Origin of the sequence: Pseudomonas sp. PLB05 (assembly GCF_021106615.1) — a bacterium.
GTDB classification, from domain to species: Bacteria; Pseudomonadota; Gammaproteobacteria; order Pseudomonadales; family Pseudomonadaceae; genus Chryseomonas; species Chryseomonas benzopyrenica.
The window spans coordinates 874,859-897,215 of sequence record NZ_JAJOHO010000002.1 but is presented as its reverse complement, the minus strand read 5'-3'; the positions used below and the strand labels follow the sequence as shown (position 1 = coordinate 897,215).

At 66.2% G+C, this 22,357-nt stretch carries 18 protein-coding genes; 10 read left to right on the top strand and 8 right to left on the bottom strand.

Annotated elements, in window-relative coordinates; genetic code table 11:
- Positions 1-33: 33 nt before the first annotated feature.
- The gene (gene quiC, locus LRS53_RS10810) at positions 34-1,932 is read right to left on the bottom strand and encodes a 3-dehydroshikimate dehydratase QuiC (RefSeq protein ID WP_231355869.1); all 1,899 of its coding nucleotides are present in this window, start codon (positions 1,930-1,932) and stop codon (positions 34-36) included.
- 445 nt (positions 1,933-2,377) lie between these two features.
- On the opposite strand from quiC, the gene LRS53_RS10805 reads away from it, so the two are divergent.
- From LRS53_RS10805 to LRS53_RS10785, 5 genes are all read left to right on the top strand, one after another.
- Entirely contained in the window at positions 2,378-3,775 is a 1,398-nt protein-coding gene (locus LRS53_RS10805; RefSeq protein WP_064307553.1) for an MFS transporter, read from the top strand.
- Positions 3,776-4,027: 252 nt separating this feature from the next.
- Positions 4,028-5,293, top strand: a complete 1,266-nt coding sequence (locus LRS53_RS10800; RefSeq protein WP_173147018.1) for an OprD family porin — start codon at positions 4,028-4,030, stop codon at positions 5,291-5,293.
- 149 nt (positions 5,294-5,442) lie between these two features.
- On the top strand, positions 5,443-6,507 hold the full coding sequence (locus LRS53_RS10795; RefSeq protein ID WP_231355868.1) for a PA0069 family radical SAM protein: 1,065 nt from the start codon (positions 5,443-5,445) through the stop codon (positions 6,505-6,507).
- A gap of 270 nt (positions 6,508-6,777) precedes the next feature.
- Positions 6,778-8,595, top strand: coding sequence for an alpha/beta hydrolase family protein (locus LRS53_RS10790; protein WP_231355867.1), 1,818 nt, complete (start codon positions 6,778-6,780; stop codon positions 8,593-8,595).
- A gap of 86 nt (positions 8,596-8,681) precedes the next feature.
- Positions 8,682-9,416, top strand: a complete 735-nt coding sequence (locus LRS53_RS10785; RefSeq protein ID WP_231355866.1) for a DUF502 domain-containing protein — start codon at positions 8,682-8,684, stop codon at positions 9,414-9,416.
- Here the strand turns inward: LRS53_RS10785 and LRS53_RS10780 are convergent.
- Positions 9,413-10,210, bottom strand: coding sequence for an SDR family NAD(P)-dependent oxidoreductase (locus LRS53_RS10780; RefSeq protein WP_017642651.1), 798 nt, complete (start codon positions 10,208-10,210; stop codon positions 9,413-9,415). The genes LRS53_RS10785 and LRS53_RS10780 overlap by 4 nt on opposite strands.
- Before the next feature lie 153 nt (positions 10,211-10,363).
- Between LRS53_RS10780 and LRS53_RS10775 the strand changes: the two genes are divergently transcribed.
- Both LRS53_RS10775 and LRS53_RS10770 read left to right on the top strand, forming a co-directional pair.
- Complete coding sequence (locus LRS53_RS10775; RefSeq protein ID WP_231355865.1) at positions 10,364-10,807, top strand: thiol-disulfide oxidoreductase DCC family protein; 444 nt, start codon at positions 10,364-10,366, stop codon at positions 10,805-10,807.
- A gap of 129 nt (positions 10,808-10,936) precedes the next feature.
- Positions 10,937-12,202, top strand: coding sequence for an Hsp70 family protein (locus LRS53_RS10770; RefSeq protein ID WP_231355864.1), 1,266 nt, complete (start codon positions 10,937-10,939; stop codon positions 12,200-12,202).
- Between the two features lie 34 nt (positions 12,203-12,236).
- Here LRS53_RS10770 and bdcA read toward each other — a convergent pair whose 3' ends face one another.
- Positions 12,237-12,950, bottom strand: coding sequence for an SDR family oxidoreductase (gene bdcA / locus LRS53_RS10765; RefSeq protein WP_068384263.1), 714 nt, complete (start codon positions 12,948-12,950; stop codon positions 12,237-12,239).
- A 72-nt stretch (positions 12,951-13,022) separates the two neighbouring features.
- Between bdcA and LRS53_RS10760 the strand changes: the two genes are divergently transcribed.
- Positions 13,023-13,622 carry a TetR/AcrR family transcriptional regulator gene (locus tag LRS53_RS10760; protein WP_231355863.1) on the top strand — a complete coding sequence of 200 codons (600 nt, stop codon included), beginning with the start codon at positions 13,023-13,025 and terminating at the stop codon, positions 13,620-13,622.
- A 15-nt stretch (positions 13,623-13,637) separates the two neighbouring features.
- Here the strand turns inward: LRS53_RS10760 and fdhE are convergent, their stop codons facing one another.
- Genes fdhE through fdnG form a run of 4 tightly spaced genes read right to left on the bottom strand, consistent with a single transcriptional unit; the run spans position 13,638 to position 19,261 of the window.
- Positions 13,638-14,561: a formate dehydrogenase accessory protein FdhE gene (fdhE, locus tag LRS53_RS10755; protein ID WP_093256456.1), complete on the bottom strand. Its 924-nt coding sequence runs from the start codon at positions 14,559-14,561 to the stop codon at positions 13,638-13,640.
- The gene (locus tag LRS53_RS10750) at positions 14,561-15,268 is read right to left on the bottom strand and encodes a formate dehydrogenase subunit gamma (RefSeq protein ID WP_231355862.1); all 708 of its coding nucleotides are present in this window, start codon (positions 15,266-15,268) and stop codon (positions 14,561-14,563) included. Before LRS53_RS10750 ends, fdhE begins: the two co-directional genes overlap by 1 nt.
- On the bottom strand, positions 15,265-16,185 hold the full coding sequence (fdxH, locus tag LRS53_RS10745) for a formate dehydrogenase subunit beta (protein WP_068384269.1): 921 nt from the start codon (positions 16,183-16,185) through the stop codon (positions 15,265-15,267). The genes LRS53_RS10750 and fdxH overlap by 4 nt, the downstream gene beginning before the upstream one ends.
- A 10-nt stretch (positions 16,186-16,195) precedes the next feature.
- Positions 16,196-19,261 (bottom strand): formate dehydrogenase-N subunit alpha, encoded by a 3,066-nt coding sequence (gene fdnG / locus LRS53_RS10740; RefSeq protein WP_143075308.1) that lies wholly within the window; start codon positions 19,259-19,261, stop codon positions 16,196-16,198.
- A gap of 262 nt (positions 19,262-19,523) precedes the next feature.
- Here fdnG and LRS53_RS10735 point away from each other — a divergent pair, with 262 nt between their 5' ends.
- Both LRS53_RS10735 and LRS53_RS10730 read left to right on the top strand, forming a co-directional pair.
- The gene (locus LRS53_RS10735) at positions 19,524-19,973 is read left to right on the top strand and encodes a GyrI-like domain-containing protein (protein WP_064307562.1); all 450 of its coding nucleotides are present in this window, start codon (positions 19,524-19,526) and stop codon (positions 19,971-19,973) included.
- 104 nt (positions 19,974-20,077) lie between these two features.
- Positions 20,078-20,983 (top strand): NAD-dependent protein deacetylase, encoded by a 906-nt coding sequence (locus LRS53_RS10730; RefSeq protein WP_068384275.1) that lies wholly within the window; start codon positions 20,078-20,080, stop codon positions 20,981-20,983.
- On the opposite strand, the gene LRS53_RS10725 is transcribed toward LRS53_RS10730, so the two are convergent.
- Positions 20,910-22,055, bottom strand: coding sequence for an acyltransferase family protein (locus LRS53_RS10725; RefSeq protein ID WP_017642668.1), 1,146 nt, complete (start codon positions 22,053-22,055; stop codon positions 20,910-20,912). The two genes, LRS53_RS10730 and LRS53_RS10725, sit on opposite strands and share 74 nt — an antisense overlap.
- Positions 22,056-22,357: the final 302 nt, after the last annotated feature.

Genomic DNA, 22,357 nt, shown 5'->3' with positions numbered 1-22,357 from the left:
AGAGACGCGGGTACCCACAGGTACCCGCCTGGCTCAGAATTCCAGGGGCGCCGGGCGACCCTGGCGGGCCTGCAGCATGGCCGCCAGGCGGACCGGGCTGTTGGCGGCGCCGTAGCCACTGTAATCCTTGCGCTGGAGGATTTCGAAGAAGAATCGGTCGGCGAAGGACTCGGTATAGACGTGGAACAGCTCGCCACCCTGGGCGTCACGGTCGTAGAGCACGTTGTAGTAGGCCAGGCGACTGAGGAAGTCGTCGTCGAAATCGAAGCGCGCCCCCAGGTCGTCGTAGTAGTTCATTGGGATCTCCAGCAGGGGCACCCCGGCGGCCTTGGCCTGCTCCACCGCCTGGAAGATGTCCTGGCAGGCGAAGGCAATGTGGTGCACCCCCGAGCCGCGATAGCTGGACAGCGCCCGGGCGATGGCGGTGTTGCGATTCTCCGAGATGTTCAGCGCCAGGCGCACGCTGCTCTGGCGATTCTTCAACGCGCGGCTCTTGACCAGGCCATAGGGATCCGGCACCACCACCTCGTCGTCGGCGCTGAAGTCGAACAGGCTCTTGTAGAACAGCACCCAGCTGTCCAGGGCATCGGCGGGCAGAGCGATGGCCACGTGATCGACATGGGTCAGCCCGAGGCCACCGCTGGCGCCGGCGCTGACATCGAAGTCGGTGTCATAGAGGCTGCGGCCATCCGCGCGATCGGCAAGATAGATCAGGCTGCCGTCCGGCGCCCGCACCGCCGGGATCTCCCGCTCGTTGGGGCCGACCAGGCCGCGATAGGGCTGCGCCCGGTACTGCTGGGCACGCTCCAGGGCGGCCTGGCTGTCGGGCACCCGTAGCGCCATGGCGCACAGCGAAGGGCCATGGGCCTCGAAGAAGTTGTGGCCGAAGGAATAGGGTTCGGCGTTGAGCACCAGGTTGATCTCGCCCTGGCGCAACAGGGTGACGTTCTTCGAACGGTGCCGCCCGGCCTGGGCGAAGCCCAGCTTGCCCAGCCAGCGCGCCAGTTCGGCGCCATGGCCGTCGTCCACGGCGAATTCGAGGAATTCGGTGCCTTCCAGGCGCGGTGCCTCGGGTGGAGCGAACAGCGGCGCCACCACCGGGGTCTCGTCGCGCTGCAGCCGCGCGGCGGTCTGCTCTTCCAGATAGAGCAAAGACCTCAGGCCATCGGCGGCGGTGGCGCGGGTCTGGGCGGCGCGGAAACCGTCGTTGAAGATCTCCAGCGACAGCGGCCCCTGGTAGCCGGTCTGCAGGATGGGCGCGAGAAAACCGGCCAAATCGAATTCACCCTGCCCCGGGAAGCAGCGGAAATGCCGACTCCACTCCAGCACGTCCATCTGCAGCAGCGGCGCATCGGCCATCTGCACGAAAAAGATCTTGTCCCCGGGGATCTGGGCGATGCCCGCCGGATCACCGCCGATGGACAGGGTGTGGAAGCTGTCGAGCAGCACGCCGAGATTGGGATGGTCGACCGCCTTCACCAGGCGCCAGACCTGCTGCCAGGTGTTGACGTGGCGTCCCCAGGCGAGGGCTTCGTAGCCGATGCGCAGGCCGCGCGGGGCGGCGCGTTCGGCCAGCAGCTGCAGGTCGTCGGCGATCAGGCGTTCGTCGCCGAGGCTGTCAGCGGCGGTGTTGCTGCACACCAGGATGAGGTCGGTACCCAGTTCCTGCATGAGGTCGAACTTGCGCTCGGCGCGGTCGAGATTGCGCTGCAGGCGCTCGCGGCGATTGCCTTCGAAGTCGCGGAACGGTTGGAACAGGGTGATGGCCAGTCCCAGGTCCTGGGCGCGCTGGCGGATCTCCCGCGGACTGGCGCCGGAATACAGCAGGTCGTTCTCGAAGATCTCCACACCGTCGAAGCCCGCCGCGGCGATGGCCTCGAGCTTCTCGGTCAGGGTGCCACTGATGGATACGGTCGCGATGGAACGCTGCATGCCGGTGCTCCTAGGTTGACGGCCACCGCGCATGCTACTGGCGGAGTGACCGGTATTCGTTAGGGTCTGGCACCGATTATTCGTGGCACCGCACGGCCCAACAATGGATTATGTACGAACTGGTTAGTTTCTGTTCGCTGATCGAACATTTGGTCATCTGGCGAATTGACCCGCCCCAGCGGCGCCTCGCACTATGGATCGCAGAGCCCAGCGCTCGTCGCTTCCGCCGCGTCGACCATAACAAGACAAACAAGAGTGTGCGTCCATGCCCCCGCTATCCACGTTATCCTGCGCCCCCCGTCTCGTCTGCAGCCCCACCGTGCTCGGTCGGCGACGGCCAGGCTAGGTCTTCCCGTCCTTTCCATCTTCGGCTCCCGCTGCCCGAGCGAGTTCGTGCGCGGCGCTGAAACCCTCCTGGCCTGACAATAAAATTCCGGAGACAACCATGGCCACTACCGCCTCCCCCACCCCCGGCTCCCAAGCCAAGAAAGCCACTGCCAGCGGCTGGATCGGCTCGGCACTGGAATACTACGATTTCTTCATCTACGCCCAGGCGGCGGCGCTGATCTTTCCGCAGATCTTCTTCCCCTCCAGCGATCCCAAGATGGCCATCGTCGCCTCCCTCGCCACCTATGGCGTGGGCTATCTGGCGCGGCCGGTCGGCGCCTTCGTACTCGGTCATTGGGGCGATACCCGCGGCCGCAAGAACGTCCTGCTGCTGTGCATGTTCCTCATGGGCATCGCCACCATGGCCGTGGGCCTGCTGCCCACCTACCACCAGATCGGTATCCTCGCCCCCATCCTGCTGGTGGTGCTGCGCCTGATCCAGGGCTTCGCCGTGGCCGGCGAGATCTCCGGGGCCAGCTCCATGGTGCTCGAACACGCGCCCTTCGGGCGGCGCGGCTACTATGCGAGCTTTACCCTGCAGGGCGTCCAGGCCGGTCAGGTACTGGCTGCGGCGATCTTCCTGCCGCTGGCCTACTTCATGCCCGCCGATGCCTTCAACAGCTGGGGCTGGCGCATCCCCTTCCTGCTCAGCGCCTTCGTCCTGCTGGCCGGTTTCATCATCCGCCGGGAAGTCCATGAGACGCCCGCCTTCGTCAAGGAAGAAGCCAAGGCCGAGACCGCCGCCGTGGCCAGACGCTCGCCCATCGGCGAAGCCCTGACCACCAGCTGGAAGGCCATGATCCTGGTGGCCCTGATGGCGCTGATGAACGTCATCCCGGTGGTGGCCACCATCTTCGGCGCCGCCTATGCGGTGCAGCCGGCCTACGGCATCGGCTTCGACAAGAGCGTCTATCTGTGGATACCGGTGGTGGGCAACATCGTCGCGGTGCTGGTGATCCCCTTCGTCGGCAACCTCTCCGACCGCATCGGGCGGCGGCCGACCATGATCGGCGGTGCCCTGGGGTCGGGTCTGTTGGCCTTCGGTTACCTCTATGCCATCAGCATCCACAACCTGCCGCTGGCCTTCCTCATGTCGCTGCTGATGTGGGGCGTGGTCTACCAGGGCTACAACGCGGTGTTCCCCAGCTTCTACCCGGAGCAGTTCCAGACCCGCTATCGCGTCTCGGCCATGGCCATCGCCCAGAACATCGGCACCATGTTCACCGCCATGCTGCCGGCGCTGTTCACCCTGGTCGCCCCGCCCGGCACCGACAACATCTGGCTGGTGGTCGGTGGCCTGGCCTTCGGCGTGACCTGCCTGTCGGCCCTGGCGGCCTATCTGTCGCCGGAAACCTACCGGGTGCCCATGAGCGACCTGGGCAAGCCGGGCGCCGTGCAGATGGACAAGCACGCCTATGACACGGCCCGTCAGGACAGCCTCAAGGCCAGCGTCTGACCCCTCGCGAGCCCTCGCCTGGCGAGGGCTCCGCCCTGCTACCTTGGTAGCCTTGCCGCAAGACATACGTTGTCATATAACTATTCAGCCGAATGCGTCGGCCCTAGCTTTCCGATAATTCAAATAAGAAAGGAATCCCTCATGTCGCCTGCACCCTCCTAGCCGTACCTCGCGCCACCGTCCTACCCGCCCTCGTCAGATGCCGCCCCCGCGCCGGCAGGGCACCCCTTACCGACAAGAACAAGGAACACCATGAGCACTCGACTCGCTTCCGGCCGGCTCGCCCGTGCCTGCGCCGCCTTCGCCGCCCTGGCCAGCACCACGCCGCTGTGGGCCGCGGACGGCTTCATCGAAGGCACCAAGGCCAATCTCAACCTGCGCAACTTCTACTTCAATCGCAACTTCGTCGATCCGGCCTACACCGCGCAGAACAAGGCCGAGGAATGGACCCAGAGCTTCATCTTCGGCCTGACCTCGGGCTACACCCAGGGCCCGGTGGGCTTCGGCATCGATGCCCTGGGCCTCTATTCGGTCAAGCTCGACGGCGGCGCCGGCACCTACGGCACCCAGCTGCTACCGACCCATGCCGGCAACGAGCCCGCCAAGGACTTCGGTCGCCTGGCGGTGGCGGCCAAGGCCAAGGTCTCCAAGACCGATATCAAGGTCGGCGAGTGGTTCGCCGTGCTGCCGATCCTCAGATCCGACGACGGCCGCTCGCTGCCGCAGACCTTCCAGGGCGCGCAGATCCACTCCACCGAGATCCAGAACCTGGAACTCTGGGGCGGCCAGATGCGCCAGAACAGTCCGCGCAACGACGCCAGCATGGAAGACATGTTCATGCAGGGCCGCGCCAATGCCACCTCCGACCGCTTCAACTACGTCGGCGGCGAATACAAGTTCAACGAGAAGCGTACCCAGATCGGCCTCTGGTACGCCCAGCTCGAAGACATCTACAACCAGAAGTTCATCAACCTGATCCACTACCAGCCAGTGGGCAGCTGGACCCTGGGCGCCAACCTCGGCTACTTCATCGGCGACGACGACGGCTCGGCCCGCGCCGGTGCCCTGGACAACCGCACCGCCTATGCGCTGCTCTCGGCCAAGCAGGGCGGCGGCACCTTCTATGTCGGCCTGCAGCGCGTCAGCGGCGACAGCGCCTGGATGAGAGTCAACGGCACCAGTGGCGGCACCCTAGGTAACGACAGCTACAACTCCAGCTACGACAACGCCCGGGAACGCTCCTGGCAGGTGCGCTACGACCACAACTTCGCCGCCTTCGGCGTGCCGGGCCTGACCCTGATGAACCGCTACATCAGCGGCGACAACGTGCACACCGGCAGCATCACCGACGGCAAGGAATGGGGTCGCGAGTCCGAGGTGCAATACGAGGTGCAGAGCGGTCCGCTGAAGAAACTGCTGATCCGCTGGCGCAACTCCAGCATGAGACGCGACTACAGTGCCAGCGGCTCCTTCGACGAGAACCGCATCATCCTCAACTATCCGATCTCGGTGTTGTAGGGCGCAGTTTCGGCGGCGGCCCGGGTGGCCGCCGCTCGCGCCGACTGGACTCGTTGATAGCCGTTCCTACAGTCCACCCGACCGCTGCACCCTTGCCCCAATCCCTCAGGCCTTATACTGTACAAAGATACAGCTTTCGAGGCCTCCATATGACCCAGCCCCAGCGCCCACCACGGGGTCGTGGCACCGCCAGCAATCCGCACAATCGCTTTGCCGCTACCCGTAGCGAGGCCGAGTACGACGGCTGGTACGAAGAGGCGACGCCGCTGACCTTCACCACCAGCGTCCGTCAGGAAACGGCGAAGACCGTCATCAGTCGCAATCAGTCGCCGGACGTGGGCTTCGATCGCTCGGTGAATCCCTATCGCGGCTGCGAGCATGGCTGCATCTATTGCTTCGCCCGGCCCTCCCATGCCTATTGGGATCTGTCGCCAGGGATCGACTTCGAGACGAAGCTGATCGCCAAGACCAATCTGGCGGAGCGCCTGGAGGCGGAACTGTGCAAGCCGGGCTATCAGCCGCAGCCCATTGCCCTGGGCATCAATACCGACGGCTACCAGCCTATCGAGCGGCAGTACCAGCTGACCCGCCAGGCGCTGGAGATCCTGCTGCGCTATCGCCATCCGGTGACGATCATCACCAAGAGCGCGCTGATCCTGCGCGACCTGGATCTCTTCGTGCAGCTCGCCGAGCGCAATCTGGTCCGCGTCGCCTTCAGCCTCACCACGCTGGACGATGACATCAAGCGCGTCCTCGAACCCCGCACCGCGGCGCCCCAGGCCCGCTTGCGCGCCATGCGTACCCTGCACGAGCACGGGGTGCCGGTGAGTGCCCTGCTGGCGCCGATGATTCCCATGATCAACGACCATGAACTGGAGGCCCTGCTGGAAGCGGCCCGCGACCACGGTGCCCGCTCGGCCGGCTATGCGTTGTTGCGGCTGCCACTGGAGATCGCCGACCTGTTCGAGGAGTGGTTGCAGACCCACTTCCCCGAACGCGCCGCCCATGTGATGAGCCTGATCCGGCAGTCGCGTGGCGGCAAGAACTACGACAGTCGCTTCGGCATCCGCATGAAGGGCGAAGGCCAGTTCGCCGAGCTCCTGGCCCAGCGCTTTCGCCTGGCACGCCGGCGTTTCGGCCTGGAGCGCCGCGAGGGCGAGGGCCTGGATTGCAGCCAGTTCGCCCCGCCGGGGGAGCAATTGGGATTGTTCTAGGACAGGCGCCGCACGAACTGCTCCCTCACCCCAACCCTCTCCCAAGGGGAGAGGGGAAAAGCGGCGCACGCCTCGTAGGTTGGGTTGAGCGCAGCGAAGCCCAACAGCCTGGCACCCTAACCCCAACCCTCTCCCAGCGGGAGAGGGGAAAAACAGCGCACGCCTCGTAGGTTGGGTTGAGCCCAGCGAAGCCCAACGGACTGGCACGCTTCCCCAGCCCTGCCCAGACAGCTGCTAGGCTAAACGACTGTGCCCTTATCAGGAGTCACCATGACCGCCTCTACCCCGCTCACGCCGGCCCAGGCCGTTGCCGCCGGTATCGACTTCGCCGAACTCAAGGTCGATGCCAGTGGCCTCTACTGGAGTCAGTACGATCCCGCCGACGGCGCCACCCGGCTGTGGCTACGCGAGCCCGGCGCCGCGCCGCGTTGCCTCACGCCGGCGGGCTTCAGCCTGCGCAGCAAGGTCTATGAGTACGGCGGTGGCGCCCTCTGCCTGGGTGACCAGGGACCGCTGTTCGTCAACGAAGGCGACCAGGCGATCTATCGCCAACCGCGGGACGGTAGTACACCCGAACGCCTGGCCGGTGGCGAGCACTGGCGCTATGGCGATCTGCATTGGGACGGGGCCCGACAGCAGGTGCTGGCGGTCGAGGAGGATCACAGCGAGCAGCCGCCGCGGCATCGCCTGGTCGCCCTGCGTTCGGGTGGCGAGCGTCAGGTGCTGGCCGAGGGCGCGGATTTCTATGCGGCGCCGCGTACCTGCGCCGACGGCCGCCGACTGGCCTGGATCGAGTGGGACAGGCCGCACCAGCCCTGGACCCGCACCCGGCTGCTGGCGGCGACACTGGACAAAGAAGGTCAGCCCGTAGCGCCTAGCATCGTTTCAGCCGATCCCGAGGAGTCGCTGCAGCAGCCGCTCTTCGATGAGCATGACCAACTCTGGGCGCTGAGCGATCGCCAGGGCTGGTGGCAGCCCTGGTGCGAGACCGCGGAGGGCTTCAGGCCACAAGAGGCACCGGCGGCGGATCATGCCGCCGCGCCCTGGCAACTGGGTGGCGCCAGTTGGTTGCCGACGGCGCAAGGCTGGCTGGCGACCTGGCAGGAACAGGGCTTCGGCCTGCTCGGTGAGCGGCGGGCAGCTGGCGAGGTCCGTCGCCTGGCCCCGGACTTCAGCCGTTTCCGCGGCCTGGCCTTGGACGAGACGCACTGCTACTGCATCGCCGCAGCGCCGACCCGGCCCTCGGCGGTGCTGGCCATCGACCGCCAGAGCGGTGCGGCGGAGATCGTCACCGGTGGTGTGGCGCCCCTGGCGGAGGCCGCCATCGTCGCACCCCAGCCGTTGAGCTATCCCAGCGGCGACGGCCAGGCCCAGGGTTTTCTCTATCTGCCGGAGCCGCACGGCGAAGGTCCGCCACCGCTGCTGGTCAGCATCCATGGCGGCCCCACCTCCTGCACCTATCCGGTGTTCGATGCGCGTATCCAGTTCTGGGTGCGCCAGGGCTTCGCCGTGGCCGATCTCAACTATCGCGGCAGCAGCGGCCATGGCCGGGCCTATCGCCAGGCGCTGCACCTGCGCTGGGGCGAGGTGGATGTCGAGGATGCCTGCGCGGCGGTCGAGCATCTCGGCGCCCAGGGACTGGTGGATCCAGCACGCGCCTTTATCCGCGGCGGCAGCGCGGGCGGCTATACCGTGCTCTGCGCTCTGGCCTTCCGGGATGTCTTTCGCGCCGGCGCCAGTCTCTATGGCGTCAGCGATCCCCTGGCACTGGCCAAGGCCACCCACAAGTTCGAGGCCGACTACCTGGACTGGCTGATCGGCGATCCCGAGGCCGACCGCGCGCGCTACGAGGCACGCACCCCGTTGCTGCACGCGGATGGCATCCAGGCGCCGGTGATCTTCCTGCAGGGCCTCAAGGACGCCGTGGTGGTCCCGGCCCAGACCGACGCCATGGCCGCGGCCCTGGAAGCGCGCGGCATACCGGTGGTGGTCAGGCGCTATCCCGATGAAGGCCACGGCTTTCGCCGAGCGCCCAACCAGGCCGATGCCCTGGAACAGGAGGCCGCCTTCTATCGCCGCTGGCTGTGATCGAGGCGCGCTCAGAAAGTCGGTCCGGGCCGACGCTGAGCGCACCCGGGCCGTATAGAATGGCGCTTTAGCCGTCGAGTTCTTGCATGCCCTTCGTTCGCCGCAGTATCGAAAGCGTCGTCTCCACCTGGCTGGCCGGCCTGCTCTTGCTCCTGCCGCTGGTCCTGACCCTGGCGCTGATCGGCTGGATCGTCAGCTTCCTCAATGGGCTGATCGGCCCCAACACCACCCTGGGCCGGCTGTTCGTGGCAGTCGGCCACCCCTTCGTCGGCAACTCCCTGGCGGCCTATGGCCTCGGCACCCTGCTGCTCTTGGTACTGCTCTATCCGCTGGGACTGGCGGTCAAGCTGGGCCTGCGCCGGCCGCTGGGCTGGTTCGCCGACGTGACCTTCCGCCGCATTCCGGTGGTGGGCAAGCTCTATGGCCTGGCGGAGCGCTTCGTCGAGTTGCTCGATCGCAAGGAAGGCGGCGCGGATATCCGTGCCATGAGTCCGGTGTGGTGCTTCTTTGGCGGTCAGGGTGTGGCGGTGCTGGCACTGCTGCCCAATCCGGCGGTGATCGACATCGAGGGTCGCCACTATCACGCCGTGCTGGTGCCTTCGGCGCCGGTCCCCGTGGGCGGCGGGCTGCTCTATGTACCGGTGGACTGGGTGAAGCCGGCGGACATGGGCATCGACATGTTCACCAGCATCTATGTCTCCATGGGCATTACCCTGCCGCCGGTGGTCAAGGACCGCCAGGTGGAATTTATTCCCCTGGAAGAGGCCGTGCGCCGCCAGCAGGAAAACGGGACGACCGAGGAGCCGCCCCGCTCGTCCTAGTTCTGCACGGCCTGGACCGAGCCCCCATCCACGCGCAGGTTGCTGCCATTGATGAAGGAGCCGCGTTCGGACACCAGCAGGGCGATGGCCGCGGCCACCTCCTCCACCTGGCCGCGACGCTTCTGCACGATGCCGGGTCGTTCTTCGTCGAGGAAGCTTTCGATGGCCTCTTCGAAGGAGACCCCTAGTTCCTTGGCGCGTTTTTCCATCATGCCGTCAGTCATGCCGGTCTCGATGAAGGCCGGTGACACGGTGTTGCACAGCACGCCGTGGGCCGCTTCCTTGTAGGAGAGGTTCTTGATGAAGGCGGCCAGGGCGGCCTTGGCCACGTTGTAGACGGCCTCTTCCCAATAGGGCTGGACGGCGTTTTCCGAAGTGATGCAGACGAAGCGACCCCAGCCGCGCTTACGCATGCGCGGGATGGCGGCGCGGCCGACGCGCACGGCGGAAAAGAAGTCGGTGGCCCAGGCTTCCTCGTAGTCGGCATCGGCCAGCTCCAGGGGATCGCCTTTGGCGCCGGTGACGCCAGCGGTGTGCACCACGATGTCGATCTGGCCGAAGCGGGCCTCGCCCTGCTCCACCAACTGGTCCACCGCGGCCTGGTCGGTCATGTCGGCGGCGATCAGCAGCGGCTCGCCCGGCAGGCCCTTGGCCGCCGCTTCCAGCTTGTCCTGCTCCAGGTCGGAAAGCACCAGCTTGACGCCCTCCTCGGCCAACAGCTTGGCCGTGGCCAGCCCCATGCCACCACTGGCCCCCGTGATGAGGGCGACACGCCCCTTGATTCCCAGATCCATAGCGACCTCGTTGGTTGTTTGCGTGCAATGCCGTCATTCGGCGTCTCTGATTCCGACTCGCCACGGGGCGCCGTTGCGCTTACCGTTCGGCGGAAAGCGCAACGGCAGACCCGCGTGCCGGTCCAGATAGACAAGTCCCCTGGGAAGATCACGATGCACGCCCCTCGCCTGCCCCTGACCCTCTTTCACGACGGTGCCTGCCCGCTGTGCGCTCGCGAGATCGCCTGGCTGCGCCGCCATGCCGACCCCAGCCAGCTGCACCTGGTGGATCTGGCCGCGCCGGACTATGAGGCGCAGGCGCCCGCCGATGCGCCGCCGCGCCAGGCCATGCTCGATCTGCTCCACGCCCGGGATGCCGATGGCTACTGGTTCAAGGGCCTGGACGCCACCTACTGGAGCTGGCGCACCGCCGGCCTCGGCCACTGGGCCCGACCGCTGGCCTGGCGGCCGTTGCGGCCCCTGCTGGAAGTGGGCTATCGCCTGTTTCTCAAGCTGCGCCCAAGCCTGACCTGGCTGCCGCATCCTGAGGGCAGTCGGCGTTGCCAGGATGATGTCTGCACACTGGAAGAGCCGCGCGACCGCTCGCGCAAGGGCTGACACCACCGTTCGCCTGCCATCGCTTCAGTCCTGCAGCAGCGCGGGTCAATCCTGCTGGCATCCGGCCAGGGTTCGCCTGGCCGCCGGTCTCGGCTAAACTGCGCGGCTGCTCGCGTTACGGATCCTGACATGTCTGCTGCTCAACCCGCCCGCGCCCTGGGCCTCGACTTCGGTACCTCCAACTCCACCGCCGGCTGGCTCAGACCTACCGGCGACGTCCTGCTGCCCCTCGAAGAAGGCAAGGCCACCCTGCCCTCGGTGATCTTCTTCAACGCCGAAGAACGCCGCCCGGCCTATGGTCGCCAGGCGCTGCACGAATACCTGGAAGGCTACGAGGGCCGCCTGCTGCGCTCGCTCAAGAGCCTGCTCGGCTCCAACCTGCTCAAGGGCGAGACCAGCATCCTCGGCAGCGCCCTGCCCTTCACCGAGGTGCTCGGCCTGTTTCTCGGCACCCTCAAGCAGCGCGCCGAACAGCAGGCCGCTCGCTCCTTCGACGCCGTGGTGCTGGGCCGTCCGGTGCACTTCGTCGATGACGATCCGGTCGCCGACCAGGAGGCCGAGGACACCCTGGCCGCCGTGGCGCGCCAGGTAGGCTTCAGCGATATCTCCTTCCAGTTCGAACCCCTCGCTGCCGCCTTCGACTACGAACGCAGCATCGAGCACGAAGAACTGGTGCTGATCGTCGACATCGGCGGCGGCACCTCGGACTTCTCCCTGGTGCGCCTGGCGCCGGAGCGCCGCAACCTGGCCGACCGCGCCGGCGACATCCTCGCCACCGGCGGCGTGCACGTCGGCGGCACCGACTTCGACCGCCAACTGAGTCTGGAAGGCGTGATGCCGCTGCTGGGCTACGGCAGCGCCATGAAGAGTGGCGCCACCATGCCCACCAGCCACTACATCAACCTGGCGACCTGGCACACCATCAACGCCGTCTACGCCAAGAAGAGCGTGCTGGGCCTGCGCGACATGAGATACGACGCCCAGGACACCCGCTGCATGGATCGCCTGTTCAAGCTCATCGAACAGCGCGCCGGCCACTGGCTGGCGATCCAGGTGGAAGACGCCAAGATCGCCCTCACCGACGACTGGCGCCGCACCCTGCGCCTGGATCGCATCGAGACCGGCCTGGCCGCGGATCTGGAACGCCCCCTGTTCGACGCCGCCATCGCCCTGCAACTGGAGCGCCTGAGCCGCGGCGTGGACGACCTGCTGGCCCGCGCCGATCTCGATCCGGCGCGGGTCGACAGCCTGTTCTTCACCGGCGGCTCCAGTGGTATCCCGGCACTGCGCCAGGCCCTCGCCAAGCGCTTCCCCGGCGCCCGCCTGGTGGACGGTGACCGCTTCGGCAACATCGGCAACGGTCTGGCCATCGAGGCGTTCAAGCGCTACGGCTAGGGCTGCCGCCGCGAGTGGCGCCTGTCGCGGACGATCAGGCGCCGAAGGCCCCGTCGATGGTGTGCATGGCGCCGGTGACGAAGCCGGCCTCGGGGCCGGCCAGCCAGGCCACCATGCCGGCCACCTCGTCGGCGCTGCCATGGCGCTTGATCGCCATGAAGCTGTGCATCAGCTCCTTCATGGGGCCATCGGCCGGGTTCATCTCGGTATCGATGGGGCCCGGCTGCACCACGTTGACGGTGATGCCGCGCGGGCCGAAATCCCGCGCCAGGCCGCGGGCCAGCCCCTGCAGGGCGGACTTGCTCACGGCATAGGCGGCCAGGCCGGGGACCGGCATGCGATCGCCGTTCACCGAGCCGATCACGATGATCCGCCCGCCCACGGGCATCTGCCGCGCGGCTTCCACGGCCGCGTGATAAGGCGCCTGCACATTGATGCTGAACAGGCGATCGACGGCGTCCGGGTCCTGCTCCAAGGCATCGCCGAAGAGCGCCACGCCGGAATTCACCACCAGCACATCCAGGGGGCCGCTGTCGCGGACCCGGGCGATCACGGCATCACGATTGGCACTGTCGGTCGCCTCGGCGGTGCTGCCCGTTTCCGCGGCCAGCGCCTGGGCGGCGTCCTTCGAGCTGGAATAGGTGAAGATCACCCGGGCACCCTCGGCGGCGAAGCGCCGCACGATGGCCGCACCTATGCCGCGACTGCCCCCCAGGACCAGCACCGACTTGCCTGCAAAATTCGTCATGACCGTACCTCCCGATTAATGTAGTGAATGCTACAATAAACCTCACTCGCCCCCTGTCAAAGTATTTTTGTAATGAGCGCTACAAATAAATCCGGTACCCGTGGTCGCCCGCGCCGCTTCGATCCGGATGCGGCTGTGGCCCAGGCGCAACGCCTGTTCCATGAAAGAGGCTATGACGGCGTGAGCGTCGCCGATCTGACCCAGGCATTCGGGATCAAGCCACCCAGCTTCTATGCAGCCTTCGGCAGCAAGGTCGAGTTGTATGGCAAGGTGCTGGAGCGCTATGTCACGAACGGTGCGCTGCTGCTGCGGCAGATCCTGGAGACCGACCAGCCGCTGGCCGTGGCCCTGACGCAAGTGCTGGAAGCGGCGGCGCGCAACTACGCGGCCGATCCGCAGGCCGCCGGCTGCCTGGTGCTGGAAGGTACCCATAGCGACGATCTACAGGCCCGTGCGGCAGCGGACGGCTACCACCAGGCAGCCCAGGCACTCATCCATGCCCACATCGCCACACGCCGGCCACAGCAGGCGCGAGAGCTGACCGATTTCGTCGTCACCACCATGGCCGGCCTGTCCGCCAGCGCGCGGCATGGCCAGAGCCTGGAACGCCTGCTGGCCAGCGCGCGTCTGGCCGGTCTGGCCCTGAACCAGGCGCTTCTCGCAAACCCGTAAAGCGGATCTAGCGCCCTACTCCCCCGCGATGAACAGGGGATTGAAGCCGCTGCGGGCGTAGCGCCCCGCTTCGGCCAGGGCGAAGTCCAGCGGCAGGCTGGCAAGGTCGTCCGCGAGGGGATCGGCGCCCAGGTTGAAGCTCTTGCTGACCAGCTTGAGGTAGCTGTCGCAGCTGTCGCAGGTCTCGGCCTGGGCGGCCAGGGGCGTCTTGCCGGCTTCGTCCTCCAGTGCCAGATAGCGCACCTGGGCACTGGTGTTGCAGCAGCTGCACTTGCTGCGTTCCAGGTGCCACTCGGTGGCGCAGAGGCTGCAGTGCAGATAGCGTACGTTGTCGCGATCGCGGTCGGCGTGGACGATACTGGCCAGCGGCGGTGCGGCACAGCAGGGGCAAAGCACCCGGCTGACGTCGCCATGGCGTTGGGGCGGCTGTGGCAGGGTCAGGGCTAGGCGTACCCAGGCCACTTGCAGGGCGGCGCCCACCAGAGGCAGTAACGCCCGGCGCTCGGTGGCGCCAGGCTCCTGCGCCAGAACTTGCTCGGCCAGTTGCTGGCGCTCGGCAGCAGACAAGGCGACCAGCTGTTCGAGCACCGGGCGCTGGCGCTCGGCCACGCGCAGCTCCAGGGTGACCAACAGAGCGTCCAGATCGCCCTGCCAGTCCAGATCCCGCAGCAGAGCCTGGCCCTGCAGGGGCGGCATGCCATGCTCCAGGGCCAGGCTGAAGGCGTCCGGTGCCGGTTGCCAACTGGGCTGGCGTTCCTGCAGGACACCATCCTGGGCCTGGATCAGCAGGGCCATGAAGCCGAGAAAATCACTCAGCTCGGTGCTGCGTTCGGCCAGCTCGCGCAGGCGCCGCGCACGCCGGGCGAACAGCTGCCGATCGGGCAGGACCACCGGCGGCGGATTGAGGATGCCGGTGGGCGAAGTACCGTACTGATGCATCAGGGAGTCCCCTTGTCGGGCATGCGGTGTTCATCCAGGGGGCGGTCGCCCCGCTCGCCCCTTTCGCGGCGCTCCTGCTCGACGATCTCGTCGTACCACAGCCGGTGATGGTGCTTGGCCCAGGCACGGCTGACACGGCCCTGGGTCATCGCCCGGAAGGAGCCCTTCACCCAGATCGCCGAGTAGATGTGGATGATCAGGGTGACGATGGCGATGAAGGCGACATAGGCGTGTACCAGACTGGAAAAGCGCAGCCAGCCGCGTGGCAGGATGTCGGCGAAGTACGGCCGCCAGATGAAGAAGCCGCTGAGCAGCAACGCCGGTACGGACAGCAGCATCACCCAGTACACCAGCTTCTGCCCAGGGTTGTTGGCGCCGATGGGCGGCGCCAGTTCGTCACGGTTGGCGAGGACATCGCTAATGCGCCGGACCCAGGCCACGTCGTGGCGCTTGAACAGGTTGACCCTGAAGAAGCGCACCGCCATGACCACGAAACCCAGGCTCATGGCCACCCCGATGAAGGGGTGCAGGATGCGCGTCATGGTCGGTCCGCCAAACAGCGCCGTGAGGTCGAAAAAGAACGGATGAAAGAAGGCCAGGCCGCTCAGGGTCAGGCAGACGAAGGTGAAGGCGATGAACCAGTGGTTCAGCCGGCTGAAGGTGGTATAGCGCAGGATGCCGCGCCTGTTGTCCGACGGCGTAGTCATGGCCGATCCTCCTCGCGCGCGGCGTGGCGCTCTTCCTCGTCCGGCGATTCCTCGGGTTCTTCCTTGGGACCCTTGGTCAGGTAGTGGGCGATGCCCGCGATGGCGGTAACCCCCAGCAGCGCCGACATGATCGGCTTGGTCACGCCCTTCCACAGACTGACCATGGGGCTGATCTGCGGATTGGCCGGCAGGTGGGTATACAGCTCGGGCTTGTCGGCGTGCTGCAGCACGTACATCACATGGGTGCCGCCCACGCCGGCCGGATCGTAGATGCCGGCGCCGGGAAAGCCGCGATCATTGAGTTGGCCGACCCGCATCTCGGCCTGTTCCGTCATGTCCTCCTTGGTGCCGAACATGATCGCCCCGGTCGGGCAGGATTTGACGCAGGCGGGCTCCATGCCGTGATAGACGCGATCGGAACAGAGGGTGCACTTGTAGGCTTTCTGGTCCTTCTTGGAAATGCGCGGTACGTCGAACGGGCACCCCGAGACGCAATAGCCGCAGCCGATGCAGTGCTCGGAGTTGAAGTCGACGATACCGTTGGCGTACTGCACGATGGCCCCGGGCGCCGGGCAGGCCTTGAGGCAGCCCGGGTCGGCGCAGTGCATGCAGTTGTCCTTGCGGATCAGCCACTCCAGGTTGCCCTTCTCGTTGACGTATTCGTCGAACCTCATCACTTGGAAGGTCTCCGGGGTGAGGTCCGGCGGATTATTGTAGGTGCCGTTGCAGTGGCCGACCTCATCGCGCAGATCGTTCCATTCCGAGCACGCCACCTGGCAGGCCTTGCAACCGATGCAGCGCGACACGTCGATCAGCTTGGCTACCTTTTCCACCCCGCCGATGCGGGTATGGGGCGACTCCTCGGAGGTAGCCGAGCGTGCGACGATGTTCTGGAAGTTGACTTGATCGCCTCTCATAAGACCTTCCTCAGACCTTTTCCACGTTCACCAGGAACGACTTGAATTCCGGTGTCTGGGTGTTGGCATCGCCCACGAAGGGGGTCAGGGTGTTGGTGAGGAACCCGGGTCGGGTCACGCCCTTGAAGCCCCAGTGGATGGGGATGCCGACGTGGTGCACGGTACGGCCTTCCACCTGCAGCCCGCGCATGCGCTTGGTCACCACTGCCACCGCCTTGATATAGCCCCGCTTGGAGCTGACCTTGACCCAATCGCCGGCCTTGATGCCGAGTTCGTTCGCCAGGTCCTCGCCGATCTCGACGAATTTCTCCGGCTGGGCGATGGCATTGAGCCGCGCATGGGTGGTCCAGAAGTGGAAGTGCTCGGTCAGCCGGTAGGTGGTGGCCGCATAGGGAAACTCCTCGCGGGTACCTAGGCGTGCCCGGTCGCCGGGGAAGATCCGTGCCGCCGGGTTGTTCTTGGCCCGAGGGTTGTCCGGGTGCAGGGGGTTGTTGTCCAGCGGCGATTCGAAGGGCTCGTAGTGCTCAGGGAAGGGGCCTTCGGCCAGGAGGCTGCCACCAAAGAAGTGCGCGACGCCCTCCTGGTTGAGGATGAAGGGCCCGGCCTTGGCCGAAGGTGGCGAGGTCCAGGGGAAATCGGGGACGTCGGCCCCTGCCCAGCGCTCGCCGTTCCACCAGATCAGCCGCTTCTCCGGGGCCCAGGAGGTACCGTCCGGCCGGGCGCCGGCGCGGTTGTAGAGGATGCGGCGATTGAGTGGCCAGGACCATGCCCAGCCCAGGGTCATGCCGATGTTGTAGGGATCGGCGTTGTCGCGCCGGTCCATGTTGTTGCCGTGACGGGTGTAGGAGCCAGAGTAGATCCAGCAGCCACAGGTGGTGCTGCCGTCGTCGGCCAGGAAACCGAAGTCGTCGAGCAACTCGCCGCGCTTGTGGGAGATGGTGCCATTCGGCCCGGGCAGGTCGGCCAGGGCCCTGCCGTTGTACTCCTGGGCGATGTCCTCGGGATTGGGTTCCTCCGGATTGCTGTAGGGCCAGGTCAGGTTGAGGATCGGATCGGGAAAGGCACCACCCTCGTCGCGATACATGCCCTGCAGGCGATGGAACAGCCCGGCCATGATGGCCACGTCCGGGCGCGCCTCGCCGGGTGGGGGCGCCGCGCGCCAGTGCCACTGCAGCCAGCGCGAGCTGTTGACGATGGCACCGTTCTCCTCGGCGAAGCAGGTGGTGGGCAGGCGGAACACCTCGGTCTGGATCTGGCTGGGATCCACGTCATTGAGTTCGCCGTGGTTCTGCCAGAATTCGGCGGTCTCGATGGCCAGCGGATCCATCACCACCAAGTACTTGAGCTTGGCAAGCGCCTGGCTGACCTTGTTCTTGTCTGGGAAGGAGGCCAGCGGGTTGAAACCCTGGCAGAAATAGCCGGTGATCTCGCCGTGGTGCATGCGCTCGAAGGTGTGGAGGACGTCGTAGAGCGGCTCGCTGAGCTTGGGCAGCCAGTCGTAGCACCAGTCGTTGTCCTTGGTCGCCGCCTCGGAGAACCAGGCTTTCATCAGGCTGACATGGAAGCGCTCATAGTACTTCCAGTAGGAGACCTCGCCCTCACGCAGGGGCTGCTTGGCCCGCCGCTTGATGTACTCGCGGTACTCCTGCTCCTCGTGGGAAGCCAGATAGAGATAGCCCGGCAGCTGGTTGGAGAGCAGGCCCAGGTCAGTCAGGCCCTGGATGTTGGAGTGGCCGCGCAAGGCGTTGACCCCACCGCCGAGCATGCCGATGTTGCCCAGCAGCAACTGCACCATGGAGGCGGTACGGATGATTTGGGCGCCGATGGAGTGCTGGGTCCAGCCTAGCGCATAGAGGATGCTCATGGTGCGCTCGGGGCGCGCCGTCTCGGCGATCATGTCCCAGGTGGTCTGGATCTGCTCGCGGGGCATGCCGCAGACGCGCTCCACCAACTCGATGGTGTAGCGGCTGTAGTGCGCCTTCATCAGCTGGTAGACGCAGCGCGGGTGTTGCAGGGTGGGGTCTTCCTTCACCATGCCGCGCTCGTCGAACTCGTAGCTCCAGCTGGACTTCTCGTAGGCACGGCGCTTGTCTTCGCCAAAGCCGGAGAAGAGACCGTCGTGGAAGCCGTAGTCTTCCTTCACGATGATGGCGACGTCGGTGTAGGCCCTTACGTACTCATGCTGGATCTGGTCCGTGGTGAGCAGGAAGTTGATCAGCCCGCCCAGGTAGACGATATCGGTCCCGGTGCGAATATAGGCGTGGTAATCCGCCACCGCCGAGGTACGGGTGAAGCGCGGATCGATGGTGATCAGCTTGGCGTTGTTTTTTTCCTTGGCTTCCACCATCCAGCGAAAGCCCACCGGGTGCGCCTCGGCCGAGTTGCCGCCCATGGACAGGATGAGATTGGCGTTGCGGATGTCGACCCAATGATTGGTCATGGCACCGCGGCCGAACGAAGGGGCAAGACCTGCCACCGTCGGTCCGTGTCAAACGCGCGCCTGGTTGTCGATTGCCAGCATGCCGAGGCTGCGGATCACCTTCTGGGTGAGGTACGCGGTCTCGTTAGAAGAGGCCGACGCCGCCAGGAAGCCAGTGGTGGTCCAGTGGTTGACCAGATGACCATCGGCGTCATGGGTGACGAAGTTCTTGTCCCGGTCCTCCTTCATGTAGCGGGCGATGCGGTCCAGCGCCTCGTTCCAGCTGATGCGCTTCCACTCGTTGCTGCCCGGCTCGCGGACCTCGGGATGGGAAAGGCGCGATTCGCTCTTGATGAAGTCCAGCACTCCCGCGCCCTTGGGACAGAGGGAGCCGCGACTGACCGGATGATCTGGATCGCCTTCGACGTGATAGATGTCGCTGACGGTATTGATGCCACCATCGCCACGGCTGTAGAGCAGCATGCCGCAACCCACCGAGCAGTAGGTGCAGGTATTGCGCGTCACCTTGGCGGCGGCGAGCTTGTAGTAGCGAATGGACGCCAGCGCGGGTTCAGGGGCGAAGCCGAGCATGGCCATGCTCGAGGTGGCGACCCCTGCCGTACTGAGTTTGAGAAAGTTGCGGCGCGATACCTTGATCGACATTTTTTAGGTAACTCCAGGCACATCACGGTAGGACTTCGTCCTAACCGAGGCCTGGCAGTTCGAGCGAAGCGTTGACTTTCTTCGTCGAAAACCATTCAAACTAGCATTTTAGCGAAGCGGCGAAGGGCCTTCGCAAGGTCTGGATTAAGCCCTTGCGGCGGCTGCGACCTTTCGTCCGACGGCCTTCACGGCTGACCGCAGGGCGCCGCTGGAGTAAGGTGGCGGCCTTCATCGCATCTTCGAGAGAGTCTGTCCCATGTCGCTGGAAATCGTCGACCATCCCGCCCTGGAAGTGACCGGTCTGCTGTTCGAGCCTGGCCAGGGCGAAGACATCGCCGCCCTCTGGCGGCGCTTCGCCGACCGCGCCGGGGAAATCGCCGGCCGCGAAGGCGACGCCGAATGGTACGGCCTGAGCTGGCGCCAGGCCGGCGCCATGCACTACCTGGCTGCCGTGGCGACCGCGCCGGGCGCGCCCCTGCCCGCCGGCATGGTGCGCCAGGAACTGCCGGAGGGTCGCTATGCCCGCTACGTGCACCTGGGCACCGCACCCAGCGTGGCCAAGAGCCTCGGTCGACTGTTCGCCGAGCTGCTCCCCGCCCGTGGCCTGCAACCGCGTCCAGGTGCCTGCTTCGAGCACTACACCGAGGCCTTCACCGGCGTGGACGCCCAGGATTCGCAGATCTACATCTACGTCCCGGTCTACTAGATCGGCGAGCGCCGCACGACGGACAGGACGTTCGTCAGCTGCGGCTTGCCTCCCGGCATAACCCTTTCCAAGCTGGGGGTATCGTCCGCAACTCCAGGTGCCCGATGTCCCTGCCCGAGCTTCAGTCCTTTATCGCCCGGCACGAGCGGATCTTCCTGCTCACCGGTGCCGGTTGCAGCACCGATTCCGGCATTCCCGACTACCGCGACCGCGACGGCGCCTGGAAGCGCCCGCAACCGGTTACCCTGCAGGCCTTCGTCGGCGACGAGCTCTTGCGCCGCCGCTACTGGGCGCGCAGCCTGATCGGCTGGCCGCGCTTCTGCCAGGCGCGGCCCAACGCCACCCACCAGGCCCTGGCGGCCCTGGAGCGGCGCGGCCAGGTGGAGATGCTGCTGACTCAGAACGTCGATCGCCTGCACCAGGCCGCCGGCAGCGAGGCGGTGATCGACCTGCACGGCCGTCTCGACCAGATCCGCTGCCTGGGTTGCGAGATGCGCCTGCCGCGCCAGGAATTCCAGCAATGGCTGGGCGAACTCAATGGCGACTGGCTGCAGCTGGACGCGGCTACCGCGCCGGATGGCGATGCCGATCTGGAAGGCGTGGACTTCATGAGTTTCCGCGTGCCGGATTGTCCGCGCTGCGGCGCCCTGCTCAAGCCGGACGTGGTGTTCTTTGGCGAACACGTGCCCGGCGCGCGGGTGGAGCGCGCCTTCGCCCACCTGGGCCGCGCCGATGCACTGCTGGTGGTGGGCTCCTCGCTGATGGTCTATTCGGGCTTTCGCTTCGCCCAGGCCGCGGCCCGCGCCGGGCTGCCCATTGCCGCCCTGGGCTATGGCCGGACCCGGGCGGACGAGTTGCTGAACCTCAAGGTGGAGGCCTCCTGCGCCCAGGCCCTGGCCTTTCTGCTGGAGTATCCTGCAGCCGCGGCGCCTCCCCCTACGCGGGGACTTGCTGACGCCGCGGCGCCCTTCCCAGATGCATCAGCGGACGCTCGATCCAGCGGTAGCTGAGCATCGACAGCAGACAGGCGAGCACCAGCACCGGTGGCAGCAGCGCCATGAAGCCGAGCGTGCCCAGGGTCTCGACCGAGCCGAGGTTGAGCAGGGTGAAGAGGCCATAGAGCAGCAGGCCGTGGGTGAGATAGAGGCTGTAGCTGATCTCGCCCAGCACCTTGAGACCGCGACTGCGCAGGAGGCCGAAGAGATCGTTGCCGGCGGCCATGGCGGCGAAGGGCAAGGCCAGCGCGAGCATCTGCCTGAGGCTGTAGTCCGGCTGGGTCATGGCGTAGCCCACCAGCGCCAGCGAAAGCGCCGCCACCAGGGGCGTACGCAGCCGCGCCAGCAGGCCCGGCAGATGAACCTTGACGAACACCGGCAGGAATCCCAGCAGGAACAGCAGCCCGAAGCGCGCGCCCAGTACCTGATAGTGATAGCCGGCGGCGACCAGCCCGCCCACCAGCAGCACCGAGACCAGCAGCGGCAGCCCGAAACCGCGGCGGTTGAACAGCGCGGCGATGATCGGCAGCGCCAGATAGAACAGCGCCTCGTAGCGCAGCGTCCAGTGGGCGCCGGCGGTCATCCAGCCGCTTTCCTCCAGGCCGTTGAGACTGAAGCCGGAAAACAGCTCCCAGCTGAGCAGTTCGAGCATGAAGTGCTGGCCGTCGGCGATGACGAAGTGGGTGCGGATCAGGGTGAAGAGCACCACCACGGCCACCACGCAGAGGTACAGCGGCATCACCCGCAGTACCCGCGAACGGAGCAGCTCGCCCCAGTCCGGCGTGCGCCGGTAGACCTTTCCGAAGAACAGGTAGCCGGTGATCATGAAGAACAGCGACACCGGCACCACGCCCATGTTGTAGAGCAGATCGCTGTCGGGTTCGCGCCACTGACCCTCGGCCTTGAGGTGATAGGTCAGCACGAAATGCAGGCAGACCACGGCCGTGGCGAGAATGCCGCGCAGGGCATCCAGCGGCGAGGAGCGCGCCAGGGTCTCCTGGGTGAGCAGCGGGCTGCGGCGCAGGGCGAAGGCCAGCAGCACCAGGGTGCCCAGGTAAAGGGCGATGGGGAGAGCGACGTCAGTCATATCCGTGACCTTCTTGACAGGAACCGGCAAAGACCCGCCCCCAGACCGCCGGAGCGGTCGCCGGAGCGAGCGAGAGAAAAGCGCGACAGCCGGGCACGCTACCGCGCGGTACGCGACCGAGGGCAGAGGGACCGGAAAGAGAGGAGAACCGCGGCGAGCGGAGGGATCCGCTGTCTCAGCTAAGCCCGAGAACGCCCATCAGACAAGTCTTGTTACAGGCGTTCCCTTGGGTTCAACGTTTCGCTGCCCTGGGTCAGCAGCCCTGGCACGGGCATTAGTAACGCGCTACCGTTGGTCGGCTG

Excerpts from the sequence above, each read along its gene's own strand:
- LRS53_RS10795 (WP_231355868.1), top strand. The coding sequence starts at position 5,443 with ATGACCCAGCCCCAGCGCCCACCACGGGGTCGTGGCACCGCCAGCAAT.
- LRS53_RS10790 (WP_231355867.1), top strand. The coding sequence starts at position 6,778 with ATGACCGCCTCTACCCCGCTCACGCCGGCCCAGGCCGTTGCCGCCGGT.
- LRS53_RS10735 (WP_064307562.1), top strand. The coding sequence starts at position 19,524 with ATGTCGCTGGAAATCGTCGACCATCCCGCCCTGGAAGTGACCGGTCTG.
- fdxH (WP_068384269.1), bottom strand. The coding sequence starts at position 16,185 with ATGAGAGGCGATCAAGTCAACTTCCAGAACATCGTCGCACGCTCGGCT.
- LRS53_RS10750 (WP_231355862.1), bottom strand. The coding sequence starts at position 15,268 with ATGACTACGCCGTCGGACAACAGGCGCGGCATCCTGCGCTATACCACC.
- LRS53_RS10770 (WP_231355864.1), top strand. The coding sequence starts at position 10,937 with ATGTCTGCTGCTCAACCCGCCCGCGCCCTGGGCCTCGACTTCGGTACC.
- quiC (WP_231355869.1), bottom strand. The coding sequence starts at position 1,932 with ATGCAGCGTTCCATCGCGACCGTATCCATCAGTGGCACCCTGACCGAG.
- LRS53_RS10760 (WP_231355863.1), top strand. The coding sequence starts at position 13,023 with ATGAGCGCTACAAATAAATCCGGTACCCGTGGTCGCCCGCGCCGCTTC.
- LRS53_RS10730 (WP_068384275.1), top strand. The coding sequence starts at position 20,078 with ATGTCCCTGCCCGAGCTTCAGTCCTTTATCGCCCGGCACGAGCGGATC.
- LRS53_RS10780 (WP_017642651.1), bottom strand. The coding sequence starts at position 10,210 with ATGGATCTGGGAATCAAGGGGCGTGTCGCCCTCATCACGGGGGCCAGT.
- fdhE (WP_093256456.1), bottom strand. The coding sequence starts at position 14,561 with ATGCATCAGTACGGTACTTCGCCCACCGGCATCCTCAATCCGCCGCCG.
- LRS53_RS10725 (WP_017642668.1), bottom strand. The coding sequence starts at position 22,055 with ATGACTGACGTCGCTCTCCCCATCGCCCTTTACCTGGGCACCCTGGTG.
- bdcA (WP_068384263.1), bottom strand. The coding sequence starts at position 12,950 with ATGACGAATTTTGCAGGCAAGTCGGTGCTGGTCCTGGGGGGCAGTCGC.
- LRS53_RS10805 (WP_064307553.1), top strand. The coding sequence starts at position 2,378 with ATGGCCACTACCGCCTCCCCCACCCCCGGCTCCCAAGCCAAGAAAGCC.
- LRS53_RS10775 (WP_231355865.1), top strand. The coding sequence starts at position 10,364 with ATGCACGCCCCTCGCCTGCCCCTGACCCTCTTTCACGACGGTGCCTGC.
- LRS53_RS10785 (WP_231355866.1), top strand. The coding sequence starts at position 8,682 with ATGCCCTTCGTTCGCCGCAGTATCGAAAGCGTCGTCTCCACCTGGCTG.
- LRS53_RS10800 (WP_173147018.1), top strand. The coding sequence starts at position 4,028 with ATGAGCACTCGACTCGCTTCCGGCCGGCTCGCCCGTGCCTGCGCCGCC.